Annotated in this window: 8 protein-coding genes; 4 read left to right on the forward strand and 4 right to left on the reverse strand. The window is 71.7% G+C overall.

Annotated features, from left to right (window positions below):
• Positions 1–176 precede the first annotated feature (176 nt).
• From J2S55_RS46590 to J2S55_RS46600, 3 genes are all read left to right on the forward strand, one after another.
• Positions 177–2,021, forward strand: a complete 1,845-nt coding sequence (locus J2S55_RS46590; protein WP_306875046.1) for an ABC transporter ATP-binding protein — start codon at positions 177–179, stop codon at positions 2,019–2,021.
• Positions 2,018–3,865 carry an ABC transporter ATP-binding protein gene (locus J2S55_RS46595; RefSeq protein ID WP_306875048.1) on the forward strand — a complete coding sequence of 616 codons (1,848 nt, stop codon included), beginning with the start codon at positions 2,018–2,020 and terminating at the stop codon, positions 3,863–3,865. Before J2S55_RS46590 ends, J2S55_RS46595 begins: the two co-directional genes overlap by 4 nt.
• A 148-nt stretch (positions 3,866–4,013) precedes the next feature.
• Positions 4,014–5,681, forward strand: a complete 1,668-nt coding sequence (locus J2S55_RS46600) for a phospholipase D family protein (protein WP_306875051.1) — start codon at positions 4,014–4,016, stop codon at positions 5,679–5,681.
• A gap of 53 nt (positions 5,682–5,734) precedes the next feature.
• Here the strand turns inward: J2S55_RS46600 and J2S55_RS46605 are convergent, their stop codons facing one another.
• From J2S55_RS46605 to J2S55_RS46620, 4 genes are all read right to left on the reverse strand, one after another.
• Complete coding sequence (locus J2S55_RS46605) at positions 5,735–7,504, reverse strand: acetyl/propionyl/methylcrotonyl-CoA carboxylase subunit alpha (protein ID WP_306875054.1); 1,770 nt, start codon at positions 7,502–7,504, stop codon at positions 5,735–5,737.
• 375 nt (positions 7,505–7,879) lie between these two features.
• Positions 7,880–10,672, reverse strand: coding sequence for a helix-turn-helix transcriptional regulator (locus J2S55_RS46610; RefSeq protein WP_306875057.1), 2,793 nt, complete (start codon positions 10,670–10,672; stop codon positions 7,880–7,882).
• A 268-nt stretch (positions 10,673–10,940) separates the two neighbouring features.
• Entirely contained in the window at positions 10,941–12,671 is a 1,731-nt protein-coding gene (gene leuA, locus J2S55_RS46615; RefSeq protein ID WP_370879768.1) for a 2-isopropylmalate synthase, read from the reverse strand.
• A 43-nt stretch (positions 12,672–12,714) separates the two neighbouring features.
• Entirely contained in the window at positions 12,715–13,053 is a 339-nt protein-coding gene (locus J2S55_RS46620) for a hydroxyisourate hydrolase (RefSeq protein WP_306875063.1), read from the reverse strand.
• A gap of 501 nt (positions 13,054–13,554) precedes the next feature.
• On the opposite strand from J2S55_RS46620, the gene J2S55_RS46625 reads away from it, so the two are divergent.
• Positions 13,555–13,773: a hypothetical protein gene (locus tag J2S55_RS46625; protein ID WP_306875065.1), complete on the forward strand. Its 219-nt coding sequence runs from the start codon at positions 13,555–13,557 to the stop codon at positions 13,771–13,773.
• Positions 13,774–13,939 lie beyond the last annotated feature (166 nt).

Here is a 13,939-nt window from a genome sequence, read left to right on the forward strand (position 1 = left end):
CGCGGAAAACCGGTTGACGGGAGTCTTAGCCTTATTGGGCTTCTGCCCAGGAACGGTGATCAATTCAACGGAACCCGTGAGGAGTGTGCTGCCTGCTGATGCCCCCTGATACCGACGCCCCCGGGCGAGATACCGCAACCCGTCAGTCCCCGACCCCCCGCCCGCACCGCGGCAGGATGGACTCGCTGTGGCGGATGAAGTCCTACCTCCGCCCCTACACCACCCGCCTGCTGCTCATCTGGATACCGGCCTTCGCCGGGATCGCCATCGGCATCGTCATCCCGCTGATCGGCAAGGAGATCATCGACGGCCCCGTCGCCCGCGGTGACACCGGAGCGCTCCTCCCCCTGGCACTGCTCGCCCTGGCGCTGGGCGTGATCGAGGCGCTCCTCATCTTCCTGCGCAGATGGTTCCTGGCCGACGCCGTCCTCGGCCTGGAGACCACGATCCGCGACGACCTCTACCGGCACCTGCAGCGGCTGCCGATGAGCTTCCACGGCGCCTGGCAGTCCGGCCAACTGCTCTCCCGCGCCACCACCGACCTGTCGGCGATCCGGCGCTTCCTCGGCTTCGGGCTGCTCTTCCTCGTCCTGATCATCGTCCAGATCGTGACCGTGACGGGGCTGCTGCTGCAGATGTACTGGCCGCTCGGCCTGCTGGTCGCCGTGTCGGCGGTCCCGGTCGTGGTCACCTCGCTGCGCTTCGAGCGGAGCTACATCACCGTCTCCCGCCAGGTCCAGGACGAGCAGGGCGACCTCGCCACCGTGATCGAGGAGTCCGCCGTCGGCATCCGCACGATCAAGGCCTTCGGCCGCGGCCGCCACGTCTCCGGTGTCTTCGACGACGGGGCCCGCAAGATCTACCGGACCTCGATGGAGAAGGTACGGCTCTCGGCCAGGTTCTTCACCTTCCTGGAGGTCATCCCGAACGTCACGCTCGCCAGCGTGCTGCTGCTCGGCGCGCTCGCGGTCGGCTCGGGGTCGCTGACACTGGGCACGCTGGTGGCCTTCACCACGCTGATGCTGCAGCTGGTGTGGCCCGTCTCGGCCCTCGGCTTCATCCTGGTGATGGCCCAGGAGGCGATGACCTCGGCGGACCGGGTGATGGAGGTGCTCGACACCGACCCGGAGATCGCCGGAGGCACGGACGTGATCGAGCACCCCCGCGGGCACCTGCGCTTCGAGGGCGTAGAGTTCCGCTTCCCGGGCGCCGAGAAGCCGGTGCTCCGCGACGTCTGGCTGGAGGTGCGGCCGGGAGAAACGGTCGCGATCGTGGGCGCGACGGGTTCGGGCAAGACCACGCTGACCGCCCTCGTCCCCCGCCTGTACGACGTCAGCGCGGGCCGGGTGACGATCGACGGGCACGACGTGCGGGACCTGTCGCTGCCCGCCCTGCGCTCGATGGTCGCCACGGCCTTCGAGGAGCCGACCCTGTTCTCCATGAGCGTCAGGGAGAACCTCACCCTCGGGCGGCACGACGCCACCGAGGAGGAGATCGAGCAGGCGCTGCGGGTGGCCCAGGCCGGGTTCGTCCACCAGCTGCCGTGGGGGCTGGAGACCAGGATCGGCGAGCAGGGCATGTCCCTGTCCGGCGGCCAGCGTCAGCGCCTCGCCCTGGCCCGCGCGGTCCTCAGCCGGCCGAAGGTCCTCGTGCTGGACGACACCCTGTCGGCGCTGGACGTCGAGACCGAGGCACTGGTGGAGGAGGCGCTCCGGCACGTCCTGCGGGACGCCACCGGGATCGTCGTCGCGCACCGCGCCTCCACCGTCCTGCTCGCCGACAAGGTGGCCCTGCTGCTGGACGGCACGATCGCGCACGTCGGCCGCCACCACGAGCTGATGGCGAGCGTGCCGGAGTACCGGTCGCTGCTGTCGGCGGACCTGGACGACACCCCGGAGGGGCCGTCCCGCCCGGACGGACCGGACGGCGCCCCGGACGACCTGGACGGCCTGGACGGCGAGCTGGACGACCTGGACGGCGAGCTGGACGGCGGCCTGGACAGCGAGGGGGCACTGCGATGAGCCAGAGCACGGCACAGGGCTGGCGCGGCGTCGCCGCCGAGAACCAGGACGACCTGTCGGAGCAGGTGTCGTTCCTGCTCCGCACCCGGTCACGGCGGCTGCTCGGCGAGCTGCTGCGGCCCTACCGCAGGGAGATCGTCCTGCTCGTCGCGGTCATCGTGATCTGCAACGCCGCCGCCCTCGCCATCCCCTATCTGATCAAGGTGGGTATCGACACCGGCATCCCGCCGATGGTGGCGGGCCAGGGGCCGGCCACGCTGGTGACGGTCGTCGTGGCGGTGCTGGCCGCGGCGGTCATCCAGGCGGCCACCCGGCAGGTGTTCCTGCGGATGGCGGGCCGCATCGGCCAGAACATCCTGCTGGAGCTACGGCGGCGGGTCTTCGGCCACTTCCAGAGGCTGTCGCTGTCCTTCCACGACGACTACACCTCGGGCCGGGTCGTCGCCAGGCTCACCTCCGACATCGAGGCCATCTCCGAGATGCTGCAGTCGGGCTTCGACGGCCTCGTCACGGCCGTGCTGACGCTGACCGGCACCGCGGTCGTGCTGCTCGTCCTCGACGTCCACCTCGCCGTGGTCGCGCTGCTGCCGCTGCCGGTCCTGCTGCTGTTCACCCGCTGGTTCCGGCGGCAGTCGAGCATCACCTACCGCAGGACCCGGGAGACCGTGGCGCTGGTGATCGTCCACTTCGTGGAGTCGATGACCGGCATACGGGCGGTCCAGGCGTTCCGCAGGGAGCCGCGCAACCAGGAGATCTTCGCCCAGCTCAACGCCGACTACCGGGACGCCAACGTACGGAGCATGCACCTGATCTCGGTCTTCATGCCGGGAGTCAAGCTCATCGGGAACGTCACGGTCGCCGCCGTCCTGTTCTACGGCGGCTGGCTGGCCATCGGCGGTGACGTCACGGTGGGCGTGCTCGCGGCGTTCCTGCTCTACCTGCGCCAGTTCTACGAGCCGATGCAGGAGATCTCGCAGTTCTACAACACCTTCCAGTCCGCGGGGGCCGCCCTGGAGAAGCTCTCCGGCGTGCTGGAGGAACGGCCCGCGGTGGCCGAGCCGCGCGATCCCGTGACGCTGGAGCGGCCACGCGGGGAGGTCCGGTTCGAGGAGGTGGAGTTCTCCTACCTGGACGGCACCCCGGTGCTGTCCAGGATGGACCTGGTGATCCCGGCGGGCCAGAGCGTGGCGGTGGTCGGTACCACCGGGGCGGGGAAGACCACGCTGGCGAAGCTGGTCTCCAGGTTCTACGACCCGGTGGCCGGCCGCGTGCTGCTCGACGGGGTGGACCTGCGCGATCTCGGCGAGGACTCGCTGCGCGGCGCGGTGGTCATGGTGACGCAGGAGAACTTCCTGTTCACCGGCTCGGTCGCCGACAACATCAGGTTCGGCCGGCCCGGCTCGACCATGGCCGAAGTGGTCGAGGCCGCCCGGGCCATCGGCGCCCATGACTTCATCTCGGCGCTTCCCGAGGGCTACGACACCCAGGTCGCCAAGCACGGCGGCCGGCTGTCGGCCGGCCAGCGGCAGCTCGTGGCGTTCGCCCGGGCCTTCCTCGCCGATCCGGCGGTGCTGATCCTCGACGAGGCGACCTCCAGCCTGGACGTCCCCGGTGAGCGGCTGGTGCAGCGGGCGATGCGGACGATCCTGGCGGAACGGACCGCCCTGATCATCGCGCACCGGCTGTCGACCATCGAGATCGCCGACCGGGTGCTCGTGATGGACAGCGGCGGGATCGTGGAGGACGGCCCGCCCGACCAGCTCGTCGCACGGGACGGCCGCTTCGCCGGCCTGCACCGGGCCTGGCTGGAGAGCATCTCGGATCTCCCGAGGACCCCCGGCTAGACCGGACGGCCGGGCAGAGGCCGGGCACGGGGCCGCGGGCATACGGCCCGGCGCACGGACGGGCATACGGACGGGCTCCACACGCGTGGAGCCCGTTCCCGCCGGCGCGCAACGTGAAACGGAGGTAAAAAGGGGTAGCCCGCACCGGATGAAGGCAGACTACTCATCGTCCACCAGCCGGGCGAGCCTGGACTTCAAGCGCAGCCCGCACCGGATGAAGGCAGATGACTGGTTCCTCACCGGTGCCGAACGCGGCAACCCGGCGTCCCGGATCGACGCCCGGCACGACGGCGACACCGCCTGGTCGAGCGGGAACGCCGTACGCCCCGTCCCGCACGGCGCGCCGTACTTCACCGAGCTGCTGGCCCGCGTCCGCGAGCTGCGGGCCGGAGACCTGCTGCTGTTCACCGACTGGCGCGGCGATCCCGGCGAGCGGCTGGACGGCCCCGGCACCGAGGTCGCCGAGGTGTTCGCCGCGGCCGCGCGGCGCGGTGTCGTGGTGAAGGGTCTCCTGTGGCGCTCGCACTGGGACCGGCTCCTCTTCAGCGAGGCCGAGAACCGCCACCTGGGGGACGCCATCGAGGCCGCCGGCGGGGAGTGCCTGCGTGACATGCGCGTCCCACCCGGCGGCTCGCACCACCAGAAGCTCGTGGTGCTGCGGCACCGCGCCGACCCCCGGCGCGACATCGCCTACGTCGGCGGCATCGACCTGTGCTGGAGCCGCCGGGACGACGCCTCCCACGCCGGGGACACCCAGGCCGCCCCCATGGCCGAGGTGTACGGCGCGCGCCCGCCCTGGCACGACGTGCAGGCCGCGATCGAGGGACCGGCCGTCGGCGACGTCGAAGCCGTGTTCCGGGAGCGCTGGGAGGACCCCGGGCCGCTGACCCGCAACCCCCTGCACCGCCTCGCCGACCTGGTGCGGCGGGAGGACACCCGGCCGGATCCGCTGCCGCCGCAGTTCCCCGACCCGCCCGCCTGCGGCCCGCACGCCGTACAGCTCCTGCGGACCTACGCCCACCGGCGCACGCGCTACCCGTTCGCCCCGCGGGGAGAACGCAGCGTCGCCCGCGGCTATCTCAAGGCGCTGCGCCGGGCCCGCTCCCTCATCTACATCGAGGACCAGTATCTGTGGTCGCCGCAGATCGCCGAGTCCTTCGCCGAGGCACTCAAGGTCAACCCGGACCTGCTGATGATCAGTGTCCTCCCGCTCCACCCCGACCAGGACGGCGCGCTCAACGGCACCCCCCAGATACTGGGCCGCAACCAGGCCCTGTCCATCCTCAAGGAGGCGGGCGGAGACCGCTTCGCGGTGTACGGCCTCGAGAACCGGCAGGGCACTCCGGTCTACGTCCACGCCAAGGTCTGCGTGATCGACGACGTGTGGGCGACGATCGGCTCGGACAACTTCAACCGCCGGTCCTGGACCTACGACTCCGAGCTGACCTGCGCGGTGCTCGACGGGACCCCGGACGGCCGGGAGCCCGCCGACCCGGCGGGCCACGGGGACGGCGCTCGCCGCTTCCCCCGCGACCTGCGGCTGACCCTCGCGCGCGAGCACCTCGACCGTCCCGACCTGCCCGACGCGGACCTGCTGGCCCCGGAGTCGTTCTTCGCCGCCTTCGCCGCCTCCGCCGAGGCCCTCGAACGGTGGCACGCCGAGGGCCGCCGGGGGCCGCGGCCGGATGGACGGCTCCGGCTGTACGAGCCGTCGCCGCTGTCGCCCCTGACCACCGTCTGGGCCGCCCCGCTCTACCGGATCGTGTGCGACCCCGACGGGCGGCCCCGCGCCATGCGCCGGAGCGGCACCTACTGATCACCGCCGGCGCCCCGGCCGCCGATCGTCGGGGCTGTTGAGGTGGGGGGTGGTCAGGTGTCCTTGATGTCGCAGACGGTGGCGCCGGCGGTGACGCTCTCGCCCACCCCGGCCCGTAGCCCGGTCACGGTGCCCGCCCTGTGCGCGGTCAGCGGCTGTTCCATCTTCATCGCCTCCAGCACCACGATCACGTCGCCGGCGGCCACCACGTCGCCGTCGGCGGCCACGACCTTCACGATCGTGCCCTGCATCGGGCTGATCAGGCCGTCGCCGCCGGCGGCGGCCCTGCGGCCGGCCGCGGTGGCGGCGCGGCGCGGCGGGCGGGCCGCGGCCGGCCGGGCGCCGGCGGCGCCGAACCCGGCCGGCAGCACCACCTCCAGCCGTTTGCCGCCCACCTCGACGGTGATCCGCTCCCGGCCCGCCGCCTCCCCGGCGGCCGCGTCGGCGGCGGTGGTGGGGTAGGGGGGCAGGGTGTTGACGAACTCGGTCTCGATCCAGCGGGTGTGCACCGCGAACGGTTCGGCGGTGAAGGCCGGCTCGGTCAGTACCGCGCGGTGGAAGTCCAGCACGGTCGGCATGCCCTCGATGGTGAACTCCGCCAGCGCGCGGCGGGCCCGGCGCAGCGCCTGGGCGCGGTCGGCGCCGGTCACGACGAGTTTGGCGATCAGGGAGTCGAAGGCGGCCGGCACGGTCATGCCGGCCTCGTAGCCGGCGTCCAGCCGGACCCCGGGGCCGGCCGGGGCGCGGAGCGCGGTCAGCGTGCCGGGGGCGGGCAGGAAGCCGCGGCCGGGGTCTTCGGCGTTGATGCGGAACTCGATGCTGTGGCCGCGGGGGGCGGGGTCGTCGTAGCCCAGCGGCTGGCCGTCGGCGATGCGGAACATCTCGGCCACCAGGTCGATGCCGGTGACCTCCTCGGTGACGGGGTGTTCGACCTGCAGGCGGGTGTTGACCTCCAGGAAGGAGACGGTGCCGTCGTGGCCGATGAGGAACTCGCACGTGCCGGCGCCGATGTAGCCGGCCTCGCGCAGGATCGCCTTGGAGGCGGTGTACAGCTGCTCGCGCTGGGCGGGGGTCAGGAAGGGGGCGGGTGCCTCCTCCAGGAGTTTTTGGTGGCGGCGTTGCAGCGAGCAGTCGCGGGTGGAGACCACCACGACGTTGCCGTGGGCGTCGGCCAGGCACTGGGTCTCCACGTGCCGGGGCCGGTCGAGGTAGCGTTCGACGAAGCATTCGCCGCGGCCGAAGGCGGCGGTCGCTTCGCGGACGGCGCTGTCGTAGGCGTCGGGGATCTCATCCAGGGTGCGGGCGACCTTCAGGCCGCGGCCGCCGCCGCCGTAGGCGGCCTTGATCGCGATGGGCAGGCCGTGTTCGGCGGCGAAGGCGAGGACCTGTTCGGTGCCGGTGACCGGGTCGGGGGTGCCGGGGGTGAGCGGGGCGCCGACGCGGTGGGCGATGTGGCGGGCGGCGACCTTGTCGCCGAGCGCGGTGATCGCGGCCGGGGGTGGGCCGATCCAGGTCAGGCCGGCGTCGAGGACGGCTTGGGCGAAGGTGGCGTTCTCGGCGAGGAAGCCGTAGCCGGGGTGGACGGCGTCGGCGCCGGTGGCGGTGGCGACGGCGAGGAGTTTGGGGATGTCGAGGTAGGTGTCGGCGGGGGTGGTGCCGGTCAGGGCGTGGGCCTCGTCGGCCAGGCGGACGTGCAGGGCGTCGAGGTCCTGGTCGGCGTAGACGGCGACGCTGGCCAGTCCGGCGTCCTTGCAGGCGCGGGCGATCCGCACGGCGATCTCACCACGGTTGGCGATCAGGACCTTGTGGAAACGACGGTTCATAGCGGCCTTCGCAGCGTGGAGGGTGGTGACCAGGGGCAGGGCGGCCGGTGGCCGTGCAGTCTCCGGCGGGAGCTCTCCGGGCGGGAGCCGGAGGCGTCCCCCGCCGCGCGGGTGACGGCCGCCGTCTCGGGGGCGGGGCCGTGATGGACGCTCGGCCCGGCCGGCTCCCGACCGCGCGCCGTCTCCCCCGGCGGATCGGTCCCCGGCGCCGGAGCGTCTCCGGCCTTCTGTTGTACGTGCACGCGATCTCCTCACCGGATTACCTGGTTACGCCGCTCCAGAGATATGCAATACACCGATGCCGCAAGGTTAGTCAGGGATGTCCTTTTCCAGACACCCCTACAAACCCGCCCGGGACCACCCGTCCGGGACGGCTCAGGCGGTGACGGGGCTGCCGAATTCGAGGCTCGACGGCAGGTCGGCGCGCCGGGTGATGTTCAGCTTGCGATAGGTCCGGGTCAGGTGCTGCTCAACCGTGCTGATCGTGATGTAGAGCTTGCCGGCGATCTCCCGGTTGGTGTATCCGGCGGCCGCCAGGACGGCGACCCTGCGCTCGGCGTCGCTCAGGACGGCGGCCAGCTCCGTCGCCACCCGCATCCCGGCGCCGTCCCCGTCACCGTCCCCGTCCTTGGACAGCGCCCTGCTCAGCGGCCCGGCCTGGCACACCTGGGCCATGGCCTGCGCCCGGCCCGCGATCATCGCCGCGCGCCGGTACTCGCCGAGCTCCTGGTATGCCTTGACGAGGTCGAAGAGCGCTCTGGCCATCTCGTACCCGTCGCCGGCCGCCTGCAGCAGCTCCACCGCCTGGCGGAGCAGCATGGGGCGGTGCCGTACCTCGCCGGTGGCGGCCAGCAGGCGCATGGCGATGCCGTGGACCCGGGGCGTCTCGGGGCCGCAGCGCCTGATCTGCTCCTCGACCAGCTGCCGCGCCTGTTCCGGCCGGCCCAGGCTCAGGCAGGACTCGGCGACGTCGGTCCGCCAGGCGACGAGTCCCGGCACGTCCAGGTCCCACCTGCCCATCAGCTCACCGCAGAGCCGGAAGTCGCGCAGCGCCAGGGCGGCGTGACCGGTCGCCAGGCTGTAGCGGCCCCTGGCGTGCAGGTAGTGCAGGCCGTACCGGGTCTGGAACATGGCCTCGGGCACGGGCTGGTCGAGGTGCTCGTGAACGGCGTCGTACTTGCCCATCGCCGTCAGGGCGAGGATGAGGCTGCTCAGCGGCCCGCCCGCGGCGACGCCCCAGCTGCTCAGCGGGATGATCTCCAGGGCGGCGCGCGCGTGCTGCTCGGCGCCCGGCATGTCCCCCTGGCGGATCGCGATCTCGGCCCGGATGGCGGCGAGCCTGGCCTGGCGGCTCGGGGCGTGCAGCGAGGAGGCCTCCGCGCTGAACAGGTCGCACCAGGGCGCGGCCCGGTCGGGCCGCCCGGCGTAGGTGAGCGCCAGCAGGGCGCTCTCCACGGTGTCCATCGACATCTCGTCCAGGCGGCAGCCGCGCAGGATCCGCTCGACCGCGTCCAGGACCTCCGCGCGCGGCCCCCTGGCGAGCACGTCGGCGAGCGCGAGCGCGGTGTCCAGCCGGCGGTTCGCCGTCACCGACACGACGGCGGCGCGGTCGCGCCCGCCGGCCGCCCGCTGGAGGTGGGCCAGGAAGGGCGGGTGGGTGGAGCGCAGCCACGGGCGGGCGATGACGAGCTCGGTGACCGTCTCGGGGTCCATCGCGCCGCCCGACTCGTTCAGATGCTCCAGCACGTCGCGCGCGTCCTCGAACCGGCCGTGCCACAGCAGCGCCCGGGCCAGCACCACGGCGTCGCTCCCCCGGAGATGGCCGCGCTGCATCCCTTCGGCCAGCTCGGCGAGGTGCCCGGCGGGCGCGGCCGGATTGATCCGCCACTCGGCCCGCACGAGCATCGTGGTGATCTTCATGCGGCGCTGCTCGTCGGCGCACTCGCGCCAGGCCAGCCGGAGATAGGCGACGGCGGACTCCACGCGTCCTTCGCGCAGCGCGTTCCTGGCCGCGTCCTCCAGGACGGAGACCCCCCAGGGGGCGTCGGCCCGGCCCGCCTGGAGGAGGTGGTCGGCGACCGTCGTCGTGGAGGCGCCGCTCTCGTGGGCCAGCTCCGCCGCGCGCCGGTGCAGGTCCGCCCACTCCCCCGCCCCCACCTCGGCCAGTACGGCGGTGCGCGCCGCCTCGTGCCGGAAGCGGCCCAGGGCGAGCAGGCCGGCGACGGTCAGGAAGTGCAGGGACCGGATCACGGAGGCGGGACCGACTCCGAGCAGCCGGGCCAGGGAGTCGGGGCCGCCGAGGATCGCCAGCCCCCGTGCCACCTGGAGCATCTGCGGCTCGCCGCGGTGCAGGCACGACAGGACGGCCTGGCCGTACCGGTCGCCGACGACGAGCTCGGCCGGAGCCTCCCCGCCGGCGGTCCGCACGGAGTCCTCGTAGTCGTCCACCAGCGCCCCGGCCAGCAGCGGGTTGCCGCCGCTGACGGCGTACCAGCCGTCGGCGAACCGCTCGGCCGTCTCCCGCCCCACCCGCTCGGCGACCAGGGACATCACACCGGCCCGGGAGAGCGGGGCGAGCTGGATGCGGCGGCAGTGCGGCTGGCGGAGCAGCTCGGTCTGGAAGAACGTCTCGCTGGACCATCCGTGGTCGGAGTGGCTGAACACCGCCACGATCCTGGCGAACCTCACCCGGCGCGACAGGTAGGACAGGCAGAGCAGGGAGGCGCGGTCGGCGTGCTGCACGTCGTCGACGACGATCATCAGCGGATACCGCTCCGACAGCTCCAGCAGCAGCGTGCACAGGGCGTGGACGATCTGGGCGTCGACCTGGTCGAGGGGCTCCGCCTCGGAGCCGGACGACGTCACGGTCCGGGCCCCCTCCTCCAGCAGGGCCATGGCCCGCTCGCGCTCCTCCGCCACCAGCGGCGAGTCCTGGATCAGCTGGCGCAGCACACCCAGCGGCAGATCGCGCTCGACCCGCGACCCGGTCGCCGTGACGGGCAGCGCGCCCAGCTCCAGGGCCTGCTCGGCGAAGCGGTGCAGCAGCTCGCTCTTGCCGGTCGCGACGGTGCCGCTCACCAGCGCGACCCTCCCCTTGCCCATCACCGCGTTGGCCAGGAGCCCCTCGAGGGAGGCCAACGCCTCATCTCTTTCGACCAAGCTCATCATCAGCCTCCCTCTTCGAGCAATGGATCAGGCGGTTCAGAACCGCAACTTACGGCCGGACGGAGTACGCAGGTCCAGTGGACCCGGCGTCTTTGCCTTCTGCTTTTTGAGCTGGACTCTCCGCATGGTCGCCGTACCTTTCGATCTCGGCTGTTCTCCGATGGGATGACGATGACGACGCTAGGCTTGCCCGGTTTCCGTCTGTTATCGGATGGCTATTCCCCGCGCTGTGCGGTCATCGCCCGCCCGCGGCGGCCGCGGCGCCCGCCCGCTACCTGCCCGCGGCGATCAGCGGTGCGGCGGCACCGGCGTTCTCCTCGCTCCTGGCGGGCAGGTGCTTCAGCCGCGCCCTGATGACGGCCGAACGCACCGCCGCCAGTGAGGCCGCCTCGACGTCCCGGTCGATGCCCACCCCCCAGGAGGGCCGGCCGTCGACCCGGCACTCCGCGTAGACGGCCACCTCCGCGTCCGGCCCCCGGTCCTGGCCGGCGAATCCGGTCCGGTGCACGGCCCGCACGTCGAAGCCCCAGCGGGACAGCGCCGCGCGGACGGCCTGGACGGCGTCCGTACGGCCGGCGCCGACGTCGAACCTCTCCCCGTCGACGTGCAGGGAGGTCGTCACCAGCTCGGTGCCGGAGGCGAGGGGGACGGGCAGCTCGGCGTTCAGGAGGTATTCGCGTTCGAAGAGCCGCCCGACCCGGTCCGGCGTGATCTCCCCGCCCTCCGCGTCGGCCTGCGACTGGACCACGTGCGCGAAGTCGATCTGCAGCTCGCGCGGCAGGTTCAGCCCGTGCCAGGCGCTCATGACGTAGGCGACCCCGCCCTTGCCGGACTGGCTGTTGATCCGTACCACGGCCTCGTAGGTGCGGCCCACGTCCTCGGGGTCGAGCGGCAGGTACGGCATCTCCCACGGCAGGTCCCCGACGGCGGTCCCCCGCCGGGCGGCCTCGCGCTCCAGGGCGTCGAACCCCTTCTTGATCGCGTCCTGGTGGGAGCCGGAGAAGGAGGTGTAGACGAGGTCGCCGCCGTAGGGGTGCCGCGGATGGACGGGCAGCCCGTTGCAGCGCTCCACCGTGCGGCGGATCTCGTTGATGTCGGAGAAGTCGATGCCGGGATCGACCCCGTGGGTGAACATGTTGAGCCCGAGCGTGACCAGGCAGACGTTGCCCGCCCGCTCCCCGTTGCCGAACAGGCAGCCCTCGATCCGCTCCGCGCCCGCCAGGAGGGCCAGCTCGGCGGAGGCGACGGCCGTGCCCCGGTCGTTGTGCGGATGGATGGACAGGCAGACGTGCTCTCTCCTGGAGAGGTTGCGGCTCAGCCATTCGATCTGGTCGGCGAAGACGTTGGGCAGGGAGCGCTCGACGGTCGTGGGGAAGTTGAGGATGATCCCGCGGCCCGGCTCCGGCTGCCAGACGTCCATGACGGCCTCGCAGACCTCCAGGGAGAAATCCAGCTCGGTGTCACTGAACAGCTCGGGAGAGTATTGGAAGCCGAGGTCGCAGTCACCCAGCGTCTTCTCGGCGTATTTCATCATCAGCCGGGTCCCCTGCACCGCGAGGTCCTTGCACTCGTTGCGGCTCATGCCGAACACCACGCGCCTGAACAGCGGCGACGTCGCGTTGTACAGGTGGATGGTGGCGCGCGGCGCCCCTTCGAGGCTCTCCACGGTGCGCCTGATCAGCTCGTCCCGGGCCTGCACGAGCACCGAGATCCGCACGTCGTCGGGGATCCGGTCCTGGTCGATCAGCACGCGCAGGAAGTCGTGGTCGTCCTGGCTGGCGACCGGGAACCCCACCTCGATCTCCTTGTAGCCCATGCCCACCAGGAGGTCGAACATCGCCAGCTTGCGGTCGGGGGACATGGGGCTGGCCAGTGACTGGTTGCCGTCGCGGAGATCGGTGGACAGCCAGCGCGGCGCGGAGACGATGGCACTGTCCGGCCACGTGCGCCCAGGAAGATCCACCGGTGTGAACGCGCCGTAGCGCCCGGCCTGTCGTCTCACGTTCCTCACTGGCTGGTTCCCTTCTATGCTTGCACGTCCGCCGTCAGTTGTTGGAGCCGAAATACGTCGAGTAAGAGTAAGGGGAAATAACTACTTTTATCTGATATGAATCTGTTTCGTCCTTCATGCGGAATATGACGGCTATTTCGGGATATGCGGCACTGAGGCCGAGGCCGACGAAGTAGTAGTCGCTCTCGAAGACGATGCGATACAGGCCGCGCTCGAACTTCTGCCCCCACCACTCCGTGATGCAGCCCTCGTCATCGGTCTCGGCGTCGGCGATGGCGCTCCATTGGCTGTCCTCGGCCCGCTCCAGCCGCGCCCGCACGCCGGCGGCGTACCGCCCATGGACGCCGTCCAGCGCCTGTGCACTAATGCCCATGTCAGCGACACCTATCTACAAGGCCCGCCATGGCGGACCAGCTTGACTATCTCCGCGGTTCACGCCCGGCCGCCGGGGGTGGGCCCTCGCGAGCCCGCGGACGGTCTCACGAGGGCCCCGGCTCCCGGTCCGCCGCGTGTCGGCTGACCGCCGCACACGACGGACACCGGCCGGTCCGGGCCTCCGAACCAGGCTTCCGGAGCGCGCTATCGTTCTGGCTTCGTCCGGCTATCGGCCGCCTTCGTCCCGCTATCGTCCTCCGGACCGCGCCGGCGGGACGGACACCGCGGATCCGCCGGCGTCCGCCGCGGCGATGGGCCTCACAATTGGCGGACCCTTCTTGATATGAGCTGAGAAATGCGTCAACACCCTCTTTGACCTGCGCTGATGGCATACCGGAAGCGATCCGATAATGACCGGATGGCGGCGGCTGCGACGTTGAAAGTGCCTCAGCCAACCGGCCGGCGACCACGGGCCACCGCGACAGACAAGGGCAGCAAAATGAGCGACTACACCGGCAGCCGCATCTTCCGCCTTGCTTTCTCCGCCATCGTCATCACCGCGGGGGTGGCGGCCACGGGCACCGTCGCCATCGCGGGCACGGCGGCCGCGGGCGCTTCCGGTGTCACGATGGTGAGCGCCTCGGACACCCAGCCGACCCCCACCCCGACCCCGACCCTGCCCCCGCACACCGACGGTGACCCGTGGGACGGTTCGTGAGCCGGTGAACTCCTGAAAGACGGACGCACGGGTTGAGTGTCGCGGGTCGCCAGCGGCCACCCAGACGGCCGGAGACATTACGTCTCCGGCCGTTTTCCGTTCTCTTGACAATGGACTTACGGCCACAAACGGCGGATGAACTCATCGGGGTGGCCCAGACTCTGGC

It is taken from the genome of Streptosporangium brasiliense (assembly GCF_030811595.1).
Taxonomy (GTDB): domain Bacteria; phylum Actinomycetota; class Actinomycetes; order Streptosporangiales; family Streptosporangiaceae; genus Streptosporangium; species Streptosporangium brasiliense.

Coding starts and splice junctions, on each gene's coding strand:
- J2S55_RS46590 (WP_306875046.1), top strand. CDS start 177: ATGGACTCGCTGTGGCGGATGAAGTCCTACCTCCGCCCCTACACCACC.
- J2S55_RS46595 (WP_306875048.1), top strand. CDS start 2,018: ATGAGCCAGAGCACGGCACAGGGCTGGCGCGGCGTCGCCGCCGAGAAC.
- J2S55_RS46600 (WP_306875051.1), top strand. CDS start 4,014: ATGAAGGCAGACTACTCATCGTCCACCAGCCGGGCGAGCCTGGACTTC.
- J2S55_RS46605 (WP_306875054.1), bottom strand. CDS start 7,504: ATGAACCGTCGTTTCCACAAGGTCCTGATCGCCAACCGTGGTGAGATC.
- J2S55_RS46610 (WP_306875057.1), bottom strand. CDS start 10,672: ATGATGAGCTTGGTCGAAAGAGATGAGGCGTTGGCCTCCCTCGAGGGG.
- J2S55_RS46620 (WP_306875063.1), bottom strand. CDS start 13,053: ATGGGCATTAGTGCACAGGCGCTGGACGGCGTCCATGGGCGGTACGCC.
- J2S55_RS46625 (WP_306875065.1), top strand. CDS start 13,555: ATGAGCGACTACACCGGCAGCCGCATCTTCCGCCTTGCTTTCTCCGCC.